Source organism: Lutibacter litoralis, assembly GCF_014646675.1.
Classification (GTDB): domain Bacteria; phylum Bacteroidota; class Bacteroidia; order Flavobacteriales; family Flavobacteriaceae; genus Lutibacter; species Lutibacter litoralis.
In genome coordinates this window covers 58,760-79,929 of the sequence record NZ_BMNS01000005.1, presented here as the reverse complement: position 1 = coordinate 79,929, position 21,170 = coordinate 58,760, and the positions used below count along the sequence as shown (strand labels likewise).

General features: G+C 29.9%; 16 protein-coding genes. 8 read left to right on the top strand and 8 right to left on the bottom strand.

The window, feature by feature from the left end:
• Nucleotides 1-4 precede the first annotated feature (4 nt).
• From IEW75_RS08785 to IEW75_RS08775, 3 genes are all read right to left on the bottom strand, one after another.
• Nucleotides 5-2,332: an ATP-dependent helicase gene (locus IEW75_RS08785; protein ID WP_134246840.1), complete on the bottom strand. Its 2,328-nt coding sequence runs from the start codon at nucleotides 2,330-2,332 to the stop codon at nucleotides 5-7.
• Nucleotides 2,333-2,400: 68 nt separating this feature from the next.
• Nucleotides 2,401-3,627 carry a hypothetical protein gene (locus tag IEW75_RS08780; RefSeq protein WP_134246841.1) on the bottom strand — a complete coding sequence of 409 codons (1,227 nt, stop codon included), beginning with the start codon at nucleotides 3,625-3,627 and terminating at the stop codon, nucleotides 2,401-2,403.
• A 134-nt stretch (nucleotides 3,628-3,761) separates the two neighbouring features.
• Entirely contained in the window at nucleotides 3,762-4,682 is a 921-nt protein-coding gene (locus tag IEW75_RS08775) for a patatin-like phospholipase family protein (RefSeq protein WP_134246842.1), read from the bottom strand.
• A 47-nt stretch (nucleotides 4,683-4,729) separates the two neighbouring features.
• Here IEW75_RS08775 and IEW75_RS08770 point away from each other — a divergent pair, with 47 nt between their 5' ends.
• The 4 genes from IEW75_RS08770 (at nucleotide 4,730) to purL (ending at nucleotide 11,508) form a co-directional block, all read left to right on the top strand.
• On the top strand, nucleotides 4,730-5,767 hold the full coding sequence (locus IEW75_RS08770) for a WD40/YVTN/BNR-like repeat-containing protein (RefSeq protein WP_134246843.1): 1,038 nt from the start codon (nucleotides 4,730-4,732) through the stop codon (nucleotides 5,765-5,767).
• An 8-nt stretch (nucleotides 5,768-5,775) separates the two neighbouring features.
• Nucleotides 5,776-6,333, top strand: a complete 558-nt coding sequence (locus IEW75_RS08765; RefSeq protein WP_134246844.1) for a hypothetical protein — start codon at nucleotides 5,776-5,778, stop codon at nucleotides 6,331-6,333.
• A gap of 63 nt (nucleotides 6,334-6,396) precedes the next feature.
• Nucleotides 6,397-7,629, top strand: a complete 1,233-nt coding sequence (gene pepT, locus IEW75_RS08760) for a peptidase T (RefSeq protein WP_134246845.1) — start codon at nucleotides 6,397-6,399, stop codon at nucleotides 7,627-7,629.
• A 201-nt stretch (nucleotides 7,630-7,830) separates the two neighbouring features.
• Nucleotides 7,831-11,508, top strand: a complete 3,678-nt coding sequence (gene purL, locus IEW75_RS08755) for a phosphoribosylformylglycinamidine synthase (RefSeq protein WP_134246846.1) — start codon at nucleotides 7,831-7,833, stop codon at nucleotides 11,506-11,508.
• 100 nt (nucleotides 11,509-11,608) lie between these two features.
• Here purL and lon read toward each other — a convergent pair whose 3' ends face one another.
• The gene (gene lon / locus IEW75_RS08750) at nucleotides 11,609-14,062 is read right to left on the bottom strand and encodes an endopeptidase La (RefSeq protein WP_134246847.1); all 2,454 of its coding nucleotides are present in this window, start codon (nucleotides 14,060-14,062) and stop codon (nucleotides 11,609-11,611) included.
• A gap of 236 nt (nucleotides 14,063-14,298) precedes the next feature.
• Between lon and IEW75_RS08745 the strand changes: the two genes are divergently transcribed.
• Genes IEW75_RS08745 through IEW75_RS08730 form a run of 4 tightly spaced genes read left to right on the top strand, consistent with a single transcriptional unit; the run spans nucleotide 14,299 to nucleotide 17,211 of the window.
• Entirely contained in the window at nucleotides 14,299-14,856 is a 558-nt protein-coding gene (locus IEW75_RS08745; protein WP_134246848.1) for an RNA polymerase sigma factor, read from the top strand.
• Nucleotides 14,837-15,379, top strand: a complete 543-nt coding sequence (locus tag IEW75_RS08740; RefSeq protein ID WP_134246849.1) for a hypothetical protein — start codon at nucleotides 14,837-14,839, stop codon at nucleotides 15,377-15,379. The genes IEW75_RS08745 and IEW75_RS08740 overlap by 20 nt, the downstream gene beginning before the upstream one ends.
• The gene (locus tag IEW75_RS08735; RefSeq protein WP_134246850.1) at nucleotides 15,363-16,433 is read left to right on the top strand and encodes a hypothetical protein; all 1,071 of its coding nucleotides are present in this window, start codon (nucleotides 15,363-15,365) and stop codon (nucleotides 16,431-16,433) included. Before IEW75_RS08740 ends, IEW75_RS08735 begins: the two co-directional genes overlap by 17 nt.
• Before the next feature lie 16 nt (nucleotides 16,434-16,449).
• Nucleotides 16,450-17,211 (top strand): head GIN domain-containing protein, encoded by a 762-nt coding sequence (locus IEW75_RS08730; protein WP_134246851.1) that lies wholly within the window; start codon nucleotides 16,450-16,452, stop codon nucleotides 17,209-17,211.
• 131 nt (nucleotides 17,212-17,342) lie between these two features.
• Here the strand turns inward: IEW75_RS08730 and IEW75_RS08725 are convergent, their stop codons facing one another.
• From IEW75_RS08725 to cysS, 4 genes are all read right to left on the bottom strand, one after another.
• A complete protein-coding gene (locus IEW75_RS08725) occupies nucleotides 17,343-18,374 on the bottom strand; it encodes a peptide-N-glycosidase F-related protein (protein ID WP_134246852.1) in 1,032 nt (343 codons plus the stop codon).
• Between the two features lie 129 nt (nucleotides 18,375-18,503).
• Complete coding sequence (gene lgt / locus IEW75_RS08720) at nucleotides 18,504-19,328, bottom strand: prolipoprotein diacylglyceryl transferase (protein ID WP_134246853.1); 825 nt, start codon at nucleotides 19,326-19,328, stop codon at nucleotides 18,504-18,506.
• A 28-nt stretch (nucleotides 19,329-19,356) separates the two neighbouring features.
• The gene (gene yidD / locus IEW75_RS08715) at nucleotides 19,357-19,614 is read right to left on the bottom strand and encodes a membrane protein insertion efficiency factor YidD (protein WP_134246854.1); all 258 of its coding nucleotides are present in this window, start codon (nucleotides 19,612-19,614) and stop codon (nucleotides 19,357-19,359) included.
• A 1-nt stretch (nucleotide 19,615) separates the two neighbouring features.
• The gene (gene cysS / locus IEW75_RS08710) at nucleotides 19,616-21,094 is read right to left on the bottom strand and encodes a cysteine--tRNA ligase (RefSeq protein ID WP_134246855.1); all 1,479 of its coding nucleotides are present in this window, start codon (nucleotides 21,092-21,094) and stop codon (nucleotides 19,616-19,618) included.
• Between the last annotated feature and the right edge of the window lie 76 nt (nucleotides 21,095-21,170).

Sequence of the window (21,170 nt, the reverse complement as noted above, 5' to 3'; positions counted from 1 at the left end):
TATTCTAGCTAATAATTGTAAGCCTAGCAAATTGTAGTAGTAACTTTTTTACACCAACTGAGGCAAATCTAATTTCAGCTTTTTGATTTGCACCATTACCTTCTACACTTAAGACTTCACCTTTACCAAACTTTGTGTGATTTACAATATTACCAACAACAATATTATTGTCAAATAAATTTGCTTTCGGACTTGCAGGGTTGGTAACTTTCTTTAAATTTTTTGGAGGTTGAAACTCTATTTTTTGAGCTGTCTTACTTTTAGCAGGACTGCGCTGAATTGGTTTTTTAAATCTTATTTTATTTTGAGGAACACTTCCAAAAATATCTTCATTAATAAATTTAGTTTGAGTATGTTTAGACTCTTTTACTGTTAAATATTCTAAAAACTTCTCATCTATTTCTTCTAAAAACCTACTAGGTTCACAATCCACTAACTTACCCCAACGGTAGCGCGTTTGTGCATAGGTTAAATAGGCCTGTTTTTCAGCTCTTGTAAGGGCTACATAAAACAATCTTCGTTCTTCTTCAAGTTCGCTTCGCGTATTCATACTCATTGCAGAAGGAAACAAATTTTCTTCTAACCCAACAATGTAAACATAAGGAAACTCCAAACCTTTCGCCAAGTGGATTGTCATTAAAGAAACTCTTGGTGTTTCATCTTTTTTATCATTATCAAAATCAGTTGCAAGCGCAACATCTTCTAAAAAAAAGGCTAAAGAATCGTCTTCATCTTTTTCTTTCTGAACTTCAATAAAATCTTTAATACCATTTAATAATTCCTGTACATTTTCAATTCTACTAACTCCTTCTGGAGTACCATCTTTTTCTAAATCGCGTATTAAACGTGTTTGTTTTACAACAAATTCGGCGACTTCAAAAGCATTTTTAGATTGTGCTTCAATTTGAAAATGCTGCATCATTGTAATAAATCCAACTAGCTTATTTTTTGTTCCTGAGTTTAAGTTTAAATCATAATTGTTTAAATCTCGAAGTAATTCAAAAATTGATATTTTATAATGATTTGCAGCAACGGATAATTTATCAACGGTAGCTACTCCAATACCACGCATTGGGTAATTTATAACTCTTTTAAGTGCTTCTTCATCGTTTGGGTTAATTAATAAACGTAAGTAAGCTAATGTATCTTTTATTTCTTTACGTTGGTAAAAAGACAGCCCACCATAAATTCTATGTTTTATATCTTTTTTTCTAAGTGCATCTTCAAGTGCTCTGGACTGCGCATTTGTTCTATATAAAATTGCAAAATCAGAATTTTTTAATTGCAAATTCATCATATTATCAAAAATAGAATCTGCAATAAATCTACCTTCTTCACCTTCGGTATAAGTGCGCATCACTTTAATTTTTGGACCTTCACTATTTTCCGTCCAAACTTCTTTATCTAATTTTGTTTTGTTCTTTTCAATTACAGAATTTGCAGCCTGAACAATATTATTTGAAGAACGGTAATTTTGCTCTAATTTAAAAATTTGTACTTTATCATAATCGCGTTGAAAATTTAAAATATTCTGAATGTTTGCACCTCTAAATGCATAAATACTTTGAGAATCGTCTCCAACAACACAAATATTTTGAAAACGATCTGCCAATGCTCTTACAATTAAGTATTGAGAATGGTTTGTATCTTGATATTCATCAACCAAGATGTACTTAAACCTATCTTGATATTTAGCCAAAACTTCTGGAAAACGTGTTAATAACTCATTAGTTCTCAACAATAAATCATCAAAATCCATTGCTCCAGCTTTAAAACATCGTTCTACATACTGATGATAAATTTCACCCATTTTAGGACGCTGCGCCATTTTATCAGCTTCTATTAACTCTGGGTCATTATAATATGCTTTTACAGTAATTAAACTATTTTTAAAAGATGAAATTCTGCTTAAAACCTGTTTTGGCTTATATTTATCTTTGTCTAATTGTTTTTCTTTAATTATTGAAGAAAGCAATCTTACAGCATCTTGGGTATCATAAATTGTAAAGTTTGAGGGATAGCCTAAATGAGATCCTTCTGAACGTAAAATTCTTGCAAAAACTGAATGAAATGTTCCCATCCAAAGGTTTTTAGCTTCAGAAGTACCCACAACATCACCAATTCTATCTTTCATTTCTCGTGCAGCTTTATTGGTAAAAGTCAACGATAAAATATTAAACGAATCAACACCTTGATTCATTAAATGAGCTATTCTATAGGTTAACACACGCGTTTTACCGGAGCCAGCACCAGCAATAATAATCATTGGCCCTTCTTTATGAACAACCGCCGCTTTTTGAGATTCGTTAAGGTTTTTTAAGTAATTTATCACAGGAATTCTTTAAAAGTCAAAAGTACTATTACAAATTAAGTTAAACAATAAAAGTTATCGACAAATAATTATTTATTTGAAAGTGCAGGTTTTACAAACTGACTTATAAAAATATTAATAATGCCTACTACAATAAAGAAACTAAAAATAAGTAAAATAATTGTGTAATTAGGAATTAGTTTTTGATTCATTAAAAGTAAAAATCCTTGAAGAAATAACAATAATTCTGTAAAAGTGATTCCTGTTAAAAAAAAACCAATTCCAACTTTTAAAATAACTGAGTTACTATAAATGGTTTTCAACTGCTTTAATATTAAAAGCAATAAAACACTCATAAAACCTAAGGTAAAAAGATGCAAATAACCAATAATAAAATAAGGTTTTAAAGCTAACGATTTTTCAACAAAATATGGAAATGAAGAAGCTAATTGCGTTAAAATCTTAAAAGAATATGCAATTATTGCAACTTTTAATAATAATTTCGAAGTATAACTCCAGTTAATTTGAACCAAGGCTTGTTTTAATATTTTAAAAAGAAATAATAACGAAATTAACTGCAAAAACGAAGCTAAAAAACCGATTACATTAAAAGTTAAAGATGTTGTACTCCATAAAACAGATAATATATACGCTGGAATACAAGCTAAATTTAAGAAAATAAAAAAATACTTTTTTAATAAAGTTGAGATAATTATTTTTTGATTTTTAAGAATTTTAAATAGCAAACCAAACAACGTAAAAACAAAGAAACCATTGTACAAAAAATGCAAGTAAAAATAAACTGAATTATAATACAAATTTGTTTTGCCTTGTGTTACAATTACAAAGGCTAAAAACCAAGTTGCTAAACTTGAAATTAAATAATAATAGATGCCATATTTAACCATAATAGTTGAAGTACTTTTGCCTTTTAAATCCTTTAATATTCTAAAAAACAAGACATAAGTTGCTACTCCAAAAACTGAAAGCAACACTATAGAAAAAACCTTATAACCACTTAATATAAAGCTAAATAACATTAAAGTTATTGTTATAATAATTATACTTATTGTTACTTTATAAATAGATAAATTTCTTTTTTCTTTCGGAATAAACAATTTTAAAACTCCATAAATAGCAGCTAAATAACCCCACCCTAAAAAAGCCACATGAGAATGGCCTTGTAATAGATTTTTATAAGAAATTAATGCAGATGGAAATGCAAAATTCCAACGTAATATTAGGCCATAAATAGCTGAAAAAATAAATAAAAGCAATGCATATAATATAAGTGTTCTGTCGTTTCTAAATAGCATTAATTAATAGTTTTAGATTACAAATAAACATTAAAATATAGAACAAAAAAAACGAAGGAAATTAAAGTTGAGAATTATATTTACATAAAAATTAGTAAAGCAGTTATTCTAGTTCAAGAACTACTTTTTTATATTTAATCTAACACATCAGCTCTAAAAGCATTCATAGTTTCATCTTCTTTATTTTTAGCATAGTCAAACCCTGCTTTCCACCATTTTGTCATTAATTTTTTATCAAAAATTAGCGAATTTGTTGTTAAAACTGTGGGAGTGTAGTATAAATTCAACTTTACATCGTGGTGTTTTGCTGATAATTTACCAATTGTAATATTATGTCGTTCTACATGCTCTAACATAAAATCAAATACATTAAATAGCAAAGAAAAAGCATTTTTGGCTTGCATTCTATTAATTTGAGTGACTTCAGTTTCCAAAATTATTGCATCTATTTCTTTAGCACCACGCATAATTGCTTGTTTAACAGGAACCAAACAACCAAATCCACCATCTGCATATTGACAACCGTTTTTAACCAACAAACTCATAAAAGGCACATAATTACACGAAGCCCAAATCCAGTCACAAAAATCGTTATAACTGCAATCTCTAATAGATTTATATTCTACCTGATTTAAAGACAAATTTGAAACAGAAACAACTGCATCTACTTCACTTTTAAGTATCTGATTATAAATCTCTTCAGTAATTTCATTTTTAATAAGCTTTCTTAAATTTTTACTTTCACCAAAAGTTCTCCTACCATTAATAAAATTCCATAAAGTGTTTAAATGGTTAATTGTAATCACCTTTTCTCCGTGTCTCTTTTTAATTACAAACGGATTATTACTAAATATAGAACGTTGATTTACAGAAGTATATATTCTTTTTAAACCATCCACATCTCCAAGAGCCAAATGAGAAACCATTAAACTTCCTGTGGAAGAACCTACGAACAAATCGTATTTATTTTTTTTATTTTTTAGTAAATATTGGGCAACTCCTCCTCCAAATGCACCTTTGCTACCGCCTCCTGAAATTACCAACGCTTTCTTCATTAAAATACCAATGTTTTAATTAATTTAGACGCATAAAAATATTAAAAATGAAAAGAACAACATTAGTAATTCCAATCTTATTTTTTTTAATTGCTTGTAATGACGTCTATAAACCTCGTGAAAACATCACTATTTCAATAAAAAAATTCAAAATAGACAGTACCAGTATTCGTGCGATTGAAATTGTAAACGATTCTTCAATTGTTTATGCAGGTTCTAAAGGAGATTTAGGAATTTTAACGAGTTCAGGGAAATTTATAGGAACAAAAAATATTGTTACAGATACAATTATTCCGCATTTTAGAGCTTTAGCATACACAAAAGATGCTGTATTTGCTTTAAATATTGGTAATCCTGCTCTACTTTATAAATATCAAAATACTAATATTGAAATTGTTTATAAAGAAGAAAATAAAAAAGTGTTTTATGATGCTTTAAAGTTTTTTGATGAATTAAACGGTATTGCAATGGGAGATCCAACGGACACTTGTTTATCTATCTTAATTACACGTGATGGTGGCAATACTTGGGGGAAAATAAAATGTGAAAATTTACCGTTGATTGAAGAAGGAGAAGCAGCCTTTGCTGCAAGTAACACAAATATAGCCATTGTTGGTGAAAATGCTTGGATTGTAACTGGTGGAAAAAAAGCCAGAGTTTTTCATACTTCAGATATGGGATTAACTTGGAATGTGTACAATACACCAATTGTACAAGGCGAAAATACTACTGGAATTTATTCTGTCGATTTTTACAATGAAAAACAAGGAATTATTTGCGGTGGCAATTATTTAGATAAATTTGGAAATTCTGCAAATAAAGCAATTACTAAAGATGGAGGTAAAACTTGGCAAGTTGTTTCAGGAAATTTACCTCCAAAATATGTTAGCTGTGTACAGTATGTTCCTGATACAGCTGGAAAAGAAGTTTTTGCAGTTTCTACAAACGGAATATTTTATTCCAAAAACTATGGAAAACTATGGGAAAAAGTAAGCGATGAAGGGTTTTATTCCATTCGGATTTACGATAAAAATACGGCGTGGTTATCAAGCAATAATGTAGTTGCTAAAATGGTTATAAATTAATATTAATAATGAAAAAAAATATCGTCTTTATTATTGTATTATTTCTAGTTTTTAGTTGTAAAAAACAATCAGAATTAAGTGAAACGTTCAACTGTAACATTTCCAAAATAAATAATTCGGAGATATTCTCAGACTTTAAGAAAAACTTTAAAATAAGAATACCAACTAATTGGAAAACAAAATTGTACTACGATGATTTTCAATCTGAAATATTTACAGCAGATACAACAAAACAATTATCGGAGACCTATATTTTAGATGCTGCGTTTAATTATGGAAGTTTAGAATTTAATAAAGATTTTTATAAAAAAACAGATTCAATTTTAGCAGTTTCAAATCTTCAAAAAGTAAAAGATGGAACTATTCAATTTAAATCAAAATCGGCTTATTGGTATCTTGTAACGGGAACTAAAAAAGGGTTTAATTACAATCAATTTAATCTTATGGTTAAACTTTCAAAAGAAACTTATTTTACAGCATATTCAGAAATATATGGAACTGATAAAATTGATGAACGAATTTGTGAGTCTATTTTAATACTTGAGAATATTGAATTTTTACAATAAATTAAGATAATTAGATTGCAAATCCTTAATTGAATACTTACTTTTGATAAAAAATTAAATAAAATGCAAAAAATAATAGATAGATTCGTTAAATATGTCAAAATAGACACACAATCTGACGAAAACAACCCTGCTTTTCCAAGTACTGAAAAACAATGGGATTTAGCAAAAGTTTTAGTTGAAGAGCTAAATGAAATTGGTATGCAAGACGTTACTTTAGACGATAATTGTTATGTAATGGCTACCTTACCTTCAAACGTAGATTTTAATGTACCAACTATTGGTTTTGTTGCGCATATTGATACAAGTCCGGATTATTCAGGTACTAATGTTAATCCTCAATTTCATCCAAATTACGACGGAAAAGATATTGTTTTAAACAAAGAACGAAACATTGTACTTTCTCCTAGTTATTTTGATGATTTATTACAATATAAAGGTCAAACAATAATTACTACCGACGGAACTACCCTTTTAGGTGCTGATGATAAAGCTGGAGTTACTGAAATAGTTTCTGCAATGGAACATTTAATTAATAATCCAGAAATTAAACACGGTAAAATTAGAATTTGCTTTACCCCAGATGAAGAAGTTGGAAAAGGTGCACACATGTTTGATGTTGAGAAATTTGGTGCAGAATGGGCTTATACAATGGACGGAAGTCAGGTTGGAGAACTTGAATATGAGAATTTTAACGCTGCTGGAGCAAAAGTAACTATTAATGGTAAAATTGTACATCCAGGATATGCTAAAGGTAAAATGATAAACTCTATGTTAATAGCAAATGAATTTATAGCTGCATTACCAAAAAATGAAATTCCACAAGAAACGGAAGGTTACGAAGGTTTTTATCATTTGCACGGAATGTCTGGTGAGGTTGAAAAATCTACATTAGAATATATAATTAGAGATCACGATTTTAAATTGTTTGAAGAACGTAAAGTTACTTTTCAAAAAATAGCAGATACTTTAAATAAAAAATTAGGAAGTGATTTAGTGCAAGTTGAAATAAAAGATCAATATTTTAATATGCGCAAAAAAATTGAACCTGTAATGCATATTGTAGATATTGCTGAAGAAGCAATGAAACAACTAAATATTAAACCACTAATTAAAGCAATACGTGGTGGTACAGATGGTTCTCAGCTGTCTTACAAAGGTTTGCCGTGTCCTAATATTTTTGCTGGTGGACATAATTTCCACGGAAGATATGAATATATTGCTGCAGAATCTTTACAATTAGCTACAGATGTTATTGTGAAAATTGCTGAACTTACAGCTGAAAGAGCAAAATAAAAAATCTTATTCATTTTAATTATATATAAACCCTAATAGTTTTTATTACTATTAGGGTTTTCTATAATATACAATTACTATTATACAAAATTGTTTAAAACTCATTTAATAACTGTTTAAATTCTATAAAAAGTAACGAAGAAATTTCTAATAATTTAGTTAAATTTGCATTTTCTAACTAATTTCTAATAAATCCTACTTATGATTAATTTCTTTGGAAACCAAAACAGTAAAATTTATGCTGTGCAAACGTATAAAGAACTTGCGCAAGAAGACACACAAAAGTTAAACTGGCTTTTTGGAAATCAACCAAAGCTTGAAGAAGCATCAATTGATGCTTTTTTTATTGGCCCACGTGCAGCAATGATTACTCCTTGGAGTACAAATGCTGTGGAAATTACCCAAAATATGGGAATTAAAGGGATTATAAGAATTGAAGAATTTTCGGCTTCAAATGAAAACGAAAAATTTGATCCAATGATTTTTCAAAAGTTTGAAAATCTAAACCAAGAGATTTTTGATATTCATATAAGGCCTGAACCGGTATTAGATATTGAAAATATTGCAGCTTACAATCAACAAGAAGGATTGTCTTTAAGTACCGAAGAAGTTGAATATTTAAATGGAATTAGTAAAAAAATTGGCAGAAAATTAACCGATTCTGAAGTATTTGGTTTTTCCCAAGTAAACTCTGAACATTGTCGTCATAAAATTTTCAACGGAACTTTTGTCATTGATGGTGAAGAAATGCCTTCTTCATTATTTAAATTAATTAAAGAAACATCAAAACAACATCCTGGTGGAATTGTTTCTGCATATAAAGACAATGTTGCGTTTGTAAAAGGACCAACTGTTGAACAATTTGCCCCAAAATCGGCTGATAAACCAGATTTTTATGAGAAAAAAGATTACAATTCGGTAATTTCATTAAAAGCTGAAACACATAATTTTCCAACAACAGTAGAACCTTTTAACGGTGCAGCAACCGGATCTGGAGGTGAAATTAGAGATCGTTTGGCTGGTGGGAAAGGCTCTTTACCATTGGCAGGAACAGCGGTTTATATGACTGCTTACTCACGATTAAAAGATGATCGCCCTTGGGAAAATGGAATGCAAGAACGTAAATGGTTATACCAAACTCCAATAGAAATTTTAATAAAAGCATCAAACGGAGCTTCAGATTTTGGAAATAAATTTGGCCAACCTTTAATTTCTGGTTCAGTATTAACTTTTGAAAATCAAGAAACGGAAAATGAAGGTGCACGTAAATTGGGATTCGATAAAGTAATTATGCAAGCTGGTGGTGTTGGTTATGGAAAAGCTGAACAAGCTATAAAAGACACTCCAAAAGAACACGATAAAATTGTAATTTTAGGTGGTGAGAACTACAGAATTGGAATGGGTGGTGCTGCAGTTTCATCTGCTGATACTGGTGAATTTGCAAGTGGAATTGAATTAAATGCTGTGCAACGGTCAAACCCTGAAATGCAAAAAAGAGCCGCAAATGCAATTCGTGGATTGGTAGAAAGTGATGTAAATCCAATTGTCTCCATTCACGATCACGGTGCTGGTGGACATTTAAATTGTCTTTCTGAATTGGTTGAAGATACTGGTGGTTTAATTGATCTAGATAAATTACCCATTGGTGACCCTACACTTTCTGCAAAAGAAATAATAGGAAACGAGTCTCAAGAACGAATGGGATTGGTTATTGGTAAAAAAGATGCTGAAACCCTAAAACGTATTGCCGAAAGAGAACGCTCTCCTTATTATGAAGTAGGTGAAGTTACAAGTGATAATCGTTTTACATTTCAATCTAAAACTACTGGAGAAAAACCAATGGATTTAGAATTAAATGATATGTTTGGAAGTTCTCCAAAAACTATTATGAATGATAAAACTGTTGTAAGAAATTACAAAGAAATTTCTTACACTCAAGATAAAATATACAACTATATTAAACAAGTCTTACAATTAGAAGCTGTTGCTTGTAAAGATTGGTTAACAAATAAAGTCGACCGTTGTGTTGGTGGTAAAGTTGCAAAACAGCAATGTGCTGGACCATTACAATTACCATTAAATAACGTTGGTGTAATGGCGTTGGATTATAACGGAAAAGAAGGAATAGCAACGTCTATTGGTCACGCACCTGTTAGTGCAATAATTGACCCAGTAGCAGGAAGTAAAAATGCTATTGCAGAAGCACTTACAAATATTATTTGGGCGCCATTACAAGATAATTTAGATTCGGTTTCATTATCAGCAAATTGGATGTGGCCTTGTAAAAATGAAGGTGAAGATACTCGTTTATATAAAGCGGTAAAAACTGTTTCAGAATTCGCTATAGAATTAGGAATCAATGTTCCAACAGGAAAGGATTCGCTTTCAATGAAACAAAAATATCCTAATGAAGAAGTAATTTCTCCTGGTACAGTTGTTATTTCTGCTGCTGCACATTGTAATGATATTACCAAAGTTATTGAGCCTGTGCTGCAAAAAAGCGGAATGAACAAAATTTATTACATTAACTTATCAAATGATGCCTATAAATTAGGAGGTTCTTCTTTTGCTCAAACTCAAAATAAAATTGGTAATGTTACACCAACTATAAAAGATGCTGCTAAATTTAAAAATGCATTTAATACTATTCAGCAATTAATTAAGAATGGTAAAATTTTAGCTGGACATGATATTTCTGCTGGTGGAATGTTAACCACATTATTGGAAATGACATTTGCTGAAGAAAATATAGGTTTAAATATTGATATTTCAGAATTAAATGAATCTGATTCGGTAAAAGTTTTATTTGCTGAAAATAGCGGAATTATTTTCCAAAGTATTTCAGAAGATGTTCCAACAATTTTAACTGAAAACAATGTTGACTTTTATGAATTAGGAAATGCTGTTAGAAGTGAATCTGTAAAGATAACCAATAACGATGAAGTATTAGAATTTAGTATTCCTGAATTACGCGATGTTTGGTATGAAACTTCATACTTATTAGATGACAAACAAACCGCAAATGGATTGGCAAAAGATCGTTTTGATAATTATAAAAAGCAACCTTTAAAATATATTTTCCCGAATCATTTTACTGGTAAATTACCTGTCATTTCGAGTAAATTAGAGAGACCTAAAGCTGCAATTATTCGTGAAAAAGGATCAAATTCTGAACGTGAAATGGCAAATGCTATGTACTTAGCAGGTTTTGATGTAAAAGATGTGCATATGACCGATTTAATTTCTGGTCGTGAAACATTAGAAGACATTCAATTTATTGGTGCTGTTGGTGGTTTTTCTAATTCAGATGTTTTAGGCTCTGCAAAAGGTTGGGCTGGTGCATTCTTGTACAATGAAAAAGCTAAAACCGCATTAGATAATTTCTTCAAAAGAAAAGATACATTATCTGTTGGTATTTGTAATGGTTGCCAGTTATTTATGGAATTAGAGGTGATAAACCCTGAGCACAAAATTCACGGAAAAATGTTACACAATGATTCTCATAAACACGAAAGTGGATTTACTTCTGTAACAATTCAAGAAAATAATTCTGTAATGCTATCTAGCTTGGCTGGAAGCACTTTAGGAGTTTGGATTTCACATGGAGAAGGTAAATTTAATTTACCAATGGAAGAAAATGCGTATAATATTATAGCTAAATATGGTTATGATAGCTATCCAGCAAATCCAAATAGCTCAGATTATAATACAGCAATGATGAGCAGTAAAGATGGTCGTCATTTAGTTATGATGCCACATATTGAGCGTTCAATTTTTCAATGGAATTGGGCAAATTATCCTGTGGGACGAAAAGATGAAGTTTCTCCGTGGGCTGAAGCTTTCGTGAATGCTAGAAAATGGATTGAGACTAAAAATTAAATCAAAAAACCTAACAAATTTTTAATTTTGTTAGGCTTCTAAATTATTCATTATTAGATGATAAGAATAAAAAAAAGCAGCTAAATAGCTGCTTTTTTTATTATAATTTTTTAGCGTTTTTAACTTTTTGTTTTGTAAGTGCAATTTTAATTACCTCGCTCATATCGGTAACATAATGAAAAGTTAAGCCTTTTAAATAAGACTCTTTTATTTCTAAAATATCTTTTTCATTGTCTTTACACAAAATAATTTCACTAATATTAGCTCTTTTTGCTGCTAATATTTTTTCTTTTATACCACCTACTGGCAATACCTTACCTCTTAAGGTAATTTCACCTGTCATAGCTAATTTTGATTTAACTCTTCGTTGTGTAAATACTGATGCTAAAGACGTTAACATTGCAACTCCAGCACTTGGGCCATCTTTTGGTGTTGCACCTTCTGGTACGTGAATATGCACCTTGTATTCGTCTAATATTTTAGGATCAATATCAAAATCTTCTGCATTTGCTCTTATGTATTCCATGGCAATAGTTGCAGATTCTTTCATTACTTTACCAATATTACCAGTTGTTGTAAATCCTTTTCCTTTGGAAACAATTGATTCTATAAATAAAATATCACCACCAACACTTGTCCAAGCCAATCCTGTTACAACTCCAGCGACATCATTACTTTCGTATTTACCACGCTCTAAATGTGAAGCTCCTAAAACTTTTTCAATAGTTTCATTAGTAATTTTCACATCATAAGTTTCTTCCATTGCAATAGATTTAGCCGCATAACGCACCATCTTAGCAATTTGCTTTTCTAACCCTCTAACACCAGATTCACGCGTATAAGCCACAACTATTTTTTCTAATTGTCTTTTCCCTATTTGAACATGTTTTGTTGTTAAACCATGTTCTTTTAATTGTTTTGGTAATAAATGACGTTTGGCAATTTCTACTTTTTCTTCAATAGTATATCCAGAAACATTTATAATTTCCATTCTATCACGTAAGGCCCACGGAATTGTTGACAAACTGTTTGCAGTAGCTACAAATAATACTTTAGAAAGGTCGTAGTCCATTTCTAGATAATTATCATGAAAAGCAGTATTTTGTTCAGGGTCAAGCACTTCTAACATAGCAGAAGATGGATCTCCATTATGACTTGAAGATGCCAATTTATCAATCTCATCTAAAACAAAAACTGGATTGGAAGTTCCTGCTTTTTTTAAATCTTTTATAATTCTTCCTGGCATTGCACCAATATATGTTTTTCTATGTCCTCTAATTTCAGCCTCATCTCTTACACCTCCTAAAGACATTCTCACATATTTTCTTCCTAAAGATTCTGCAATAGATTTTCCAAGAGAAGTTTTACCAACACCTGGAGGCCCATATAAACAGATAATAGGAGATTTCATATCCCCTTTTAATTTTAAAACAGCTAAATGCTCAATAATACGTTCTTTTACCTTTTCTAAACCAAAGTGATCACGATCTAATATTTTTTGAGCTCGTTTTAAATCAAACTTATCTTTAGAATATTCGTTCCAAGGTAAATCTAGTATTAAATCTAAGTAATTACGTTGCACAGAATATTCTGCAACCTGCGGATTCATTCTTTGCAAGCGACCCAATTCTTTATCAAAAGTTTCTCTTACCTCTTTACTCCATTTTTTTGATTTTGCCTTTTCGCGCATTTCATCCAACTCCTCGTCATATGAAACACCACCCAATTCTTCTTGAATGGTTTTTAGTTGCTGATGTAAATAATACTCACGTTGCTGTTGATCCATATCAGAACGTGTTTTTGACTGAATTACATTTCTCAACTCTAAACGCTGCAATTCTTCATCCATCTTTTTTAAAGTTAGTAATGCTCTCTCTTTTAAATTTTCTATTTCTAACAACTCTTGCTTTTCTGAAACATTTAAATTCATGTTAGAAGAAACAAAATTGATTAAAAAAGGCTTACTTTCAATATTTTTAATAGCAAATGAAGCTTCAGAAGGCAAATTTGGATTCTCTTTAATAATACGAATCGCCATTTCTTTAATTGAATCTATAATAGCGTCAAATTCAGGTTCACGCTCTTCAGATCTATCCTCTTTTCTTGGTTTTGTTATTGCCTGTAAATAAGGCTCTTCTTGAACAAAACTATCAATCTCAAAAGGTTTTTTACCTTGAATTATAACAGTTGTATTTCCGTCAGGCATTTTTAACATGCGCAAAATACGTGCAACTGTACCGACTCTATGAACATCGTTAATTGTTGGATCTTCAATAGATTCGTTTTTTTGTGCTACTACACCAATTATTTTATTTCCCTTATTTGCTTCTTTTATAAGCTGAATAGATTTATCTCTACCAGCCGTAATAGGAATTACAACTCCTGGAAACAAAACAGTATTTCGCAAAGGTAATATTGGAAGTATATCTGGCACATCTTCTTTATTTATTTCCTCTTCATCCTCTGGAGTCATTAAAGGTATTAAATCAGCATCTTCATCTAAAATATGCTGAAGTGACATATTGTCTAAGTTTAAAAATTTTGAATTACTCATAGTATATTTTGGGTCATTTTGTCATTTAAAATTTTAGAAAAACTAAAACTCATTAAACAAAATTATTTTAAAATTCTGATTATCAATTTATTAAATAAACAACCACTTAGTTGTTTACTAATAAATTTCAATAGTTATGCCAAATAAGTAACCTCATTGCATAATATTTTTAGTAAATTTATGTAAAACTGTAACAGTTTGAAATAATAATAGTCTTTTTAATAGAAATCAGATTTTTGAAGATAGTAGATCAACATACTAATAAGCTTATAGAGCGCTGTAAAAAAGGTGATAAAGCTGCCCAATTTACCATCTATAAACAATATTATAAAGCCATGTATAATGCTGCTTTAAGAATTGTAAACGATAGTTTTGAAGCGGAAGATGTAATGCAAGAATCGTTTTTAGCAGCTTTTACAAAATTACATACATTTAGCGAAACTGTAACTTTTGGAGCATGGTTAAAAAAAATAGTTATAAACAATAGTATTACAGCTTTAAAGAAAAATAATAGGTTAAATACTGTGCAAATTGATAAGGTTATTATTAAAGAAGTTGAAGAAGAACCACAAGATTATAGTGGCGTAAATGCAAAGGAGATTTTAACAAAATTAAACGAATTAAAAAACAACTATAAAGTTGCATTAACACTTCATTTAATAGAAGGTTATGATTATGAAGAAATTGGTGAAATAATGCATATATCTTATGAAAATAGTAGAACAACAATTTCAAGAGCAAAAAACAAACTAAGACAACTTTTATCTTACGAAAATGAAAGACAATTTAGATAACATATTTAAAAATTTAGAAGGAAAATTTGATATTGAAGAACCAACCATTGGTCATTTTAATAGGTTTGAGGCTAGATTAAATCAACCTAAAACTTCAAACAAAAAAAACAATTTTAAATTATTTTCCTTTATAGCAGTTGCAGCATCTGTAGTATTGCTTTTTGGAATCTGGTTAGGTACTTCGTTTTCAAACAAAGGTATGGAATTGGCCAATGTTTCAAATGAAATGGCGGAAACTCAAAGTTATTTTGTAAGTACTATTCAAAAAGAACTTTCGCTTATTGAAGACCAACGAAATAGCACAACCGAACAACTTATAAACGATGCTTTAGATCAATTAAAAATACTAGAACAGCAATACAACCTACTTACTTTAGAGCTCAGAGAAAGTACGGAAGACAAGCGAATTATTTATGCAATGATTTCAAATTTTCAACAGCGTATAGATATTTTGCAAAGTGTATTAAATCAAATAGAAAAAGTAAAACAATTAAAAACAAAAAAAAATGAAAACTTTGTATAAAATATTACTCATATTTATTTTAATTCCTCTAACAATTTCTGCTACAGAAAGAAAAGGAAAATACACCAAAAATAAGGTGCTTACTAAAGAATATAGTGTACATAAAAACGCCACATTAAACGTGTCTAACAAATACGGAAATATTGGTATTGCCACATGGAATGAAAATAGAATTGTTATAAAAGTAAGTATTACTACTAATGGTGATGACGAAGAGAAAGTTGCAAAACGCATAGAACAAATTGATGTAGAATTTAGTGGAAATACAACTAATGTTTCTGCAAAAACCATTATTGAAAAGAACTCCAGCTCTTGGAATTTATGGGGAAAAAGGAACAATGTAAATATGGAAATTAATTATTTAATTCAAATGCCAATTAGCAATAATGTTGATTTAAATAATGATTATGGAGCCATATCTTTAGATAAATTAGAAGGAAGCGCTCAAATTAATTGCGATTACGGTAAAATTACGATTGGCGAATTAAGGAATACAACTAATTCCATAAATATTGATTACACCAACAAATCTACCATAGATCTTATGCAAGGTGGAGCTGTTAATGCGGATTATTCTACGCTTCATATAGACAGATCTAACAGAATTGATTTGAATGCGGATTATTCGCATATGTCATTTGGAATGGTAGCTGTTTTAGACTATAACTGTGATTACGGCAGTTTAAAAATTGGTGATTCTGGTAATGTAACTGGAAAAAGTGATTATATGCATACTTCAGTTGAAAAATTAAGAGGAACAGGTGATTTTGATATGGATTACGGTTCTTTAAAAATTGAAGAGTTAGGTAAAGAGTTTAAAGATCTTATTGTAAAATCTTCATATACAAACACTAAAATTGGGGTACAACCTAATATCAATTTTACGCTAAATGCAACTTTAAACTATGGTAATTTAAAATATAAAAGTGGATTTACTATTAATAAAGAAATTATAAAAACTTCTTCTAAATATTATGAAGGGTATTATAATTCTAATAATACAGTTAGCAATATTACAATAAAATCCAGTTATGGAACAATTTCCTTTTACTAATTAAAAAATCTAAACTATGAACTTTTTAAAAACAATAAAACACAACGTATCTATTTCAAAGATTGGAATTACTATAGTATCTCTCTTTTTTGCAAGTACAACGATAAATGCACAATACTTTCAAAAAAAAATTAAAGGAAATGGAGAGGTTACTACCATAACCAGAAATACTTCAGATTATTATAAAATTGGTATTGGAGGTGATTTTGAGGTAGCATTGGTAAAAGGAAAAGAAGGAAAAATAACAATAAAAGCTGATGAAAATATTTTAGAATATATAGAAACTAAAGTTAAAAAAGGAAATTTATCTATTAAAACTAAAAAAGGCTACCAACTTAGATCAAAACAAAAAATAGAAATAACAGTTCCATTTAATGATATTGAAGGTGTATCTCTTGCGGGTTCTGGAAATATTTTCTCCAGTGATGAAATAAAATCTAACGAGTTAAAATTAAGTCTTGCAGGTTCTGGAAATATGGATTTAAAAGTTTCTGCTAAAAATTCAGATACAAATATTTCAGGTTCTGGAAACATGACACTTCATGGAAATACAGACAATTTTTCTTGCAGTATTGCTGGTTCTGGAAATTTAAATGGCTACAATCTTAAAACAAGTATTGCAAACGTTAAAATTGCAGGATCTGGAAATGTAAAAATTGATATTTCAAATGAAGTTCACGCTAAAATTGCTGGTTCAGGAAATGTAATCTATACTGGAAACCCTGAAATTGTAAAATCTAAAGCTGTAGGTTCTGGTTCGGTTAAGAAGAAAAATTAAACTTAATTACAAAAAAGAGGCTGTCTAAAAAGATGAAAACCTATACTTTATGAACTAACCCGCAGGCTAGCAGTTTTATTTAAAGTTCATAAACGTTTTACTTTTTATACAGCCTTTTAATTTATTAAAATTTAATTAATTACTGGTTTTATAATTGGAGAATCGCTTTCAATAACTAAATAAGTAGAAAGTGAATAAAATGCGCTTCCATTGTTTCCATCATTATTCCAGTTTTCAAATTGATAACTATATTCAACCGTTTTACCAGCTTCAAAAGCTAAAAGCGAATTTATTCTAATTGGCACTTCTTGTCCAGGACACCAACCTGCTCTATCAGGAGCCCAGTTTCCATTTTGAGGACTTACAGGATTTGTACCACAGCCAATAGGTTCCATTTTATGTATAAAATCTTTAGATCCTAATGTTAAATTATGGTTTCTAAATCCCCATTCAGCACTTGGTCTACCATCAGAATCTAGAGGAGTTGCATGTCCCCAACCAGAAATTGTACTTCTTAGTTTTATTGATTTAGAATTTTCTGGAATTGAAACACTTCCACTTAATTTTATATTATCAGAAATAGGTTCACCATAAGGAATTTGTTGTGAATTATTGGTGTAGTCTATTAAAGGAACAATCTTAGAATATTTAAACGCTGGGTTACCCTCAGTTACTTTAAAATCTACTGTTAACAACCATCCCTCAACTGTCCAAACTTCAATAAAAGATTTTAATTGAACTGTTCCAGTAAGTAATGATTTAAAATCTGTAACATCAAAAACAAAACCACCAACTCTTTGAGAATTATCTACACCATAAGGTGTAATATACCTTCCCATTTCTAACCACATATTTGTTGATGGATCTTTAACTTTAATATTGGCAAAAACATCCCAAGCACCACAAACACCATTAGGACATTCTAATTTAACAAACATTAATATTTCCTCAATTTTTTCAGAATTTACTGGGAAATTAAAAGTAGCTTCTTTAAATTGAACTCCTTCTCCACCAAAACTAAGATGTGTTTTATCAAATGTTTTAATTGTTGTTACAATTGGATCTGGAATTAACTCTTCTGAATCAGAATTCTCTCCACATTGCAAAAATACAAATGCCATTACAATAAATATAACGCTATTTATTTGAAAGGTTTTTTTCATTTTAAAACTATTATTATTTTCAATAAAAATAATTGAAAATGAAATTTTAAAAAAGAAAAATAGCTAAAGGGTGTGTCTACTTCGATTAACTACAAAATTAAAAAGGCTTAAACTTAGTCTTCTGAAATTTTACTTAGCTGATTGCTTTTTAAACATAAAATACAAACCAATAATAATTAGCGGAATACTTAAAACCTGTCCAGTATTTAAGCCGAAAATCCAATCTTCTCTGCCTTCAACTTGTGCTTCTTTAAAGAATTCAACAAAAAATCGAACTGTCCAAAGTAGTACAAAAAACAACCCAAATAAATATCCGGATTTTTCTTTTTTATCAGTTTTCCAGTACACAAAATATAAAATTACAAAAATTGCTAAATAACTAATTGCTTCGTATAATTGTGCCGGATGACGTGGGAAATCTTCGCCCAACCTTTTAAAAACAAAACCATAATCGCTATTTGTAGCTTTTCCTATAATTTCAGAATTCATTAAATTTCCTAATCTCACAAACATTGCACCTAAAGCTGAAGGAATCACAATTCTGTCTAGAATGTATAAAATAGGTTTTTTTAATACCTTTTTACTATATAAATACATAGCTATAATTGCTCCAATTGCAGCACCATGACTAGCTAAACCAGCAAAACCCGTAAATTTAAAAGTTGGTGAAAATTGAAACGGTAAAATAACTTCTAAAGGTTTTTTTATTAAAAACTCTGGATCGTAAAATAAAAAATGCCCTAATCTGGCACCTAATAAAATGGCAACAACCGTATAAATAAAAAGTGAGTCTAATTTTTCAATTGGAATTTTTTCATTAATAAATATTTTTTTCATTAAATACAATCCCAGCATAAATGCAAATACAAACATTAAACTGTAATAACGAATTGCAAATGAGCCAATTTTAAAGATTTCTGGTGAAGGGTTCCAATCTATTTGAAGTAATATCATTGTTAAAATGTATAAAATTTAATTGTAATTATTTTTTCTCTTTTTTAGATAGTTTTTCTGGAACAGGATCGTAACCACTTCCACCCCAAGGATGACAACTACCTATACGTTTTATTGCCAACCAACCACCTTTAAAAACTCCGTGTTTTTTTAAAGCTTCTAATGTATAACTAGAACATGTTGGAGAATATCTACAAGCTGATGGTGTATAAGGCGAAATAGCAGCTTGGTAAAAACGCACCAACCAAATAAAAGGTATTGCCAATATTTTTGTTACACTTTTCAATTTAGTTTACAGAAAAAGTTGTTCCTTCTTTTCCATCTTTTAGTTGAATTCCTAAATCAGCTAATTCATCTCTAATCTTGTCAGATAACGCCCAATCTTTATTATCTCGTGCATCTTTACGCATTTTAATTAGCATAGAAACAACGCCCGATAATTTATCTGAACTATCTTCTTTAAGTTCATTTTTCAAACCTAAAACATCAAAAACAAAAGCGTTAATTGTTCCTTTAAATTCTTCTAAATCTTCTTCAATAATTGTTGCTTTCTTTTCGTTTAAAAGATTTACAAATTTTACAGCCTCAAATAAATTTGCGATTAAAACTGGTGTATTAAAATCGTCATTCATTGCGTCGTAACATTTTTGTTTCCAAGCTTTAACATCTATTGAAGATGTTTTACTAACTTCAATTTTATCTAAATTACTAACAGCCTCAATTAGTTTAATATAGCCTTTTTCCGATGCTTCTAAACCAGTACTTGTAAAATCTAAAATACTTCTATAATTAGCTTGCAACATAAAAAAACGTGTAGCACTAGGAGAAAACGCTTTACTTAAAATTTTATTATTACCTGAAAATATTTCATTTGGTAGAATATAATTCCCTGTTGATTTTGCCATTTTCTGACCGTTTAAAATCAACATATTTGCATGCATCCAATAATTAACTGGGTTTACACCATTATTAGTTTTAGATTGTGCTATTTCACATTCATGATGTGGAAATTTTAAATCCATTCCACCACCGTGAATATCAAAAGTTTCACCTAAATATTTTGTACTCATAGCTGAACATTCTAAATGCCATCCTGGAAAACCATCGCTCCAAGGAGAAGGCCAACGCATAATATGGCGTTCATCAGCTTTTTTCCAAAGCGCAAAATCTTGTGGGTTTTTCTTTTCAGATTGTCCATCTAAAGTTCTAGTATTGTGAATAGAATCTTCAATATTTCTTCCTGAAAGAATTCCGTAATGTTCGGTTTCATTATATTTTAAGACATCAAAATACACAGAACCGTTTATCTCATAAGCCAAACCTTTGGCTAAAATATCTTTAATAATTTCAATTTGTTCTACAATATGTCCTGTTGCGGTTGGCTCAATACTTGGTGGCAAATTATTAATAGTTTGCAAGGTTTCATGAAAATCCACTGTATAACGTTGTACCACTTCCATTGGCTCAATTTCTTCTAATCGTGCTTTTTTAGCAATACGATCTTCACCTGCATCTGCATCGTTTTCTAAATGACCAGCATCTGTAATATTACGCACATAGCGTACTTTATAACCTAAGTGTTTTAAATAACGGAAAATCATATCGAACGACATAAAGGTTCTCACGTTTCCTAAATGCACATTGCTATAAACAGTAGGACCGCAAACATACATTCCTACTTTACCAGGTATTACAGGTTTGAAAATTTCTTTAGTTTTACTTAAAGAGTTGTATATTTTTAGTTGATTTGACTCGTATAATTCCATTAAAAATAATTTGTTTTAGAATTTGTAAAGATAATAACAATTATGTAACGGAAAAATTTATACTATTAAGGTTTTA

What these genes read in the sequence shown, in the direction of transcription:
- IEW75_RS08725 (WP_134246852.1), bottom strand. Translation starts at nt 18,374, where the DNA reads ATGAAAAAAACCTTTCAAATAAATAGCGTTATATTTATTGTAATGGCA.
- IEW75_RS08775 (WP_134246842.1), bottom strand. Translation starts at nt 4,682, where the DNA reads ATGAAGAAAGCGTTGGTAATTTCAGGAGGCGGTAGCAAAGGTGCATTT.
- IEW75_RS08735 (WP_134246850.1), top strand. Translation starts at nt 15,363, where the DNA reads ATGAAAACTTTGTATAAAATATTACTCATATTTATTTTAATTCCTCTA.
- purL (WP_134246846.1), top strand. Translation starts at nt 7,831, where the DNA reads ATGATTAATTTCTTTGGAAACCAAAACAGTAAAATTTATGCTGTGCAA.
- IEW75_RS08765 (WP_134246844.1), top strand. Translation starts at nt 5,776, where the DNA reads ATGAAAAAAAATATCGTCTTTATTATTGTATTATTTCTAGTTTTTAGT.
- IEW75_RS08740 (WP_134246849.1), top strand. Translation starts at nt 14,837, where the DNA reads ATGAAAGACAATTTAGATAACATATTTAAAAATTTAGAAGGAAAATTT.
- IEW75_RS08780 (WP_134246841.1), bottom strand. Translation starts at nt 3,627, where the DNA reads ATGCTATTTAGAAACGACAGAACACTTATATTATATGCATTGCTTTTA.
- pepT (WP_134246845.1), top strand. Translation starts at nt 6,397, where the DNA reads ATGCAAAAAATAATAGATAGATTCGTTAAATATGTCAAAATAGACACA.
- IEW75_RS08770 (WP_134246843.1), top strand. Translation starts at nt 4,730, where the DNA reads ATGAAAAGAACAACATTAGTAATTCCAATCTTATTTTTTTTAATTGCT.
- IEW75_RS08730 (WP_134246851.1), top strand. Translation starts at nt 16,450, where the DNA reads ATGAACTTTTTAAAAACAATAAAACACAACGTATCTATTTCAAAGATT.
- cysS (WP_134246855.1), bottom strand. Translation starts at nt 21,094, where the DNA reads ATGGAATTATACGAGTCAAATCAACTAAAAATATACAACTCTTTAAGT.
- lon (WP_134246847.1), bottom strand. Translation starts at nt 14,062, where the DNA reads ATGAGTAATTCAAAATTTTTAAACTTAGACAATATGTCACTTCAGCAT.
- lgt (WP_134246853.1), bottom strand. Translation starts at nt 19,328, where the DNA reads ATGATATTACTTCAAATAGATTGGAACCCTTCACCAGAAATCTTTAAA.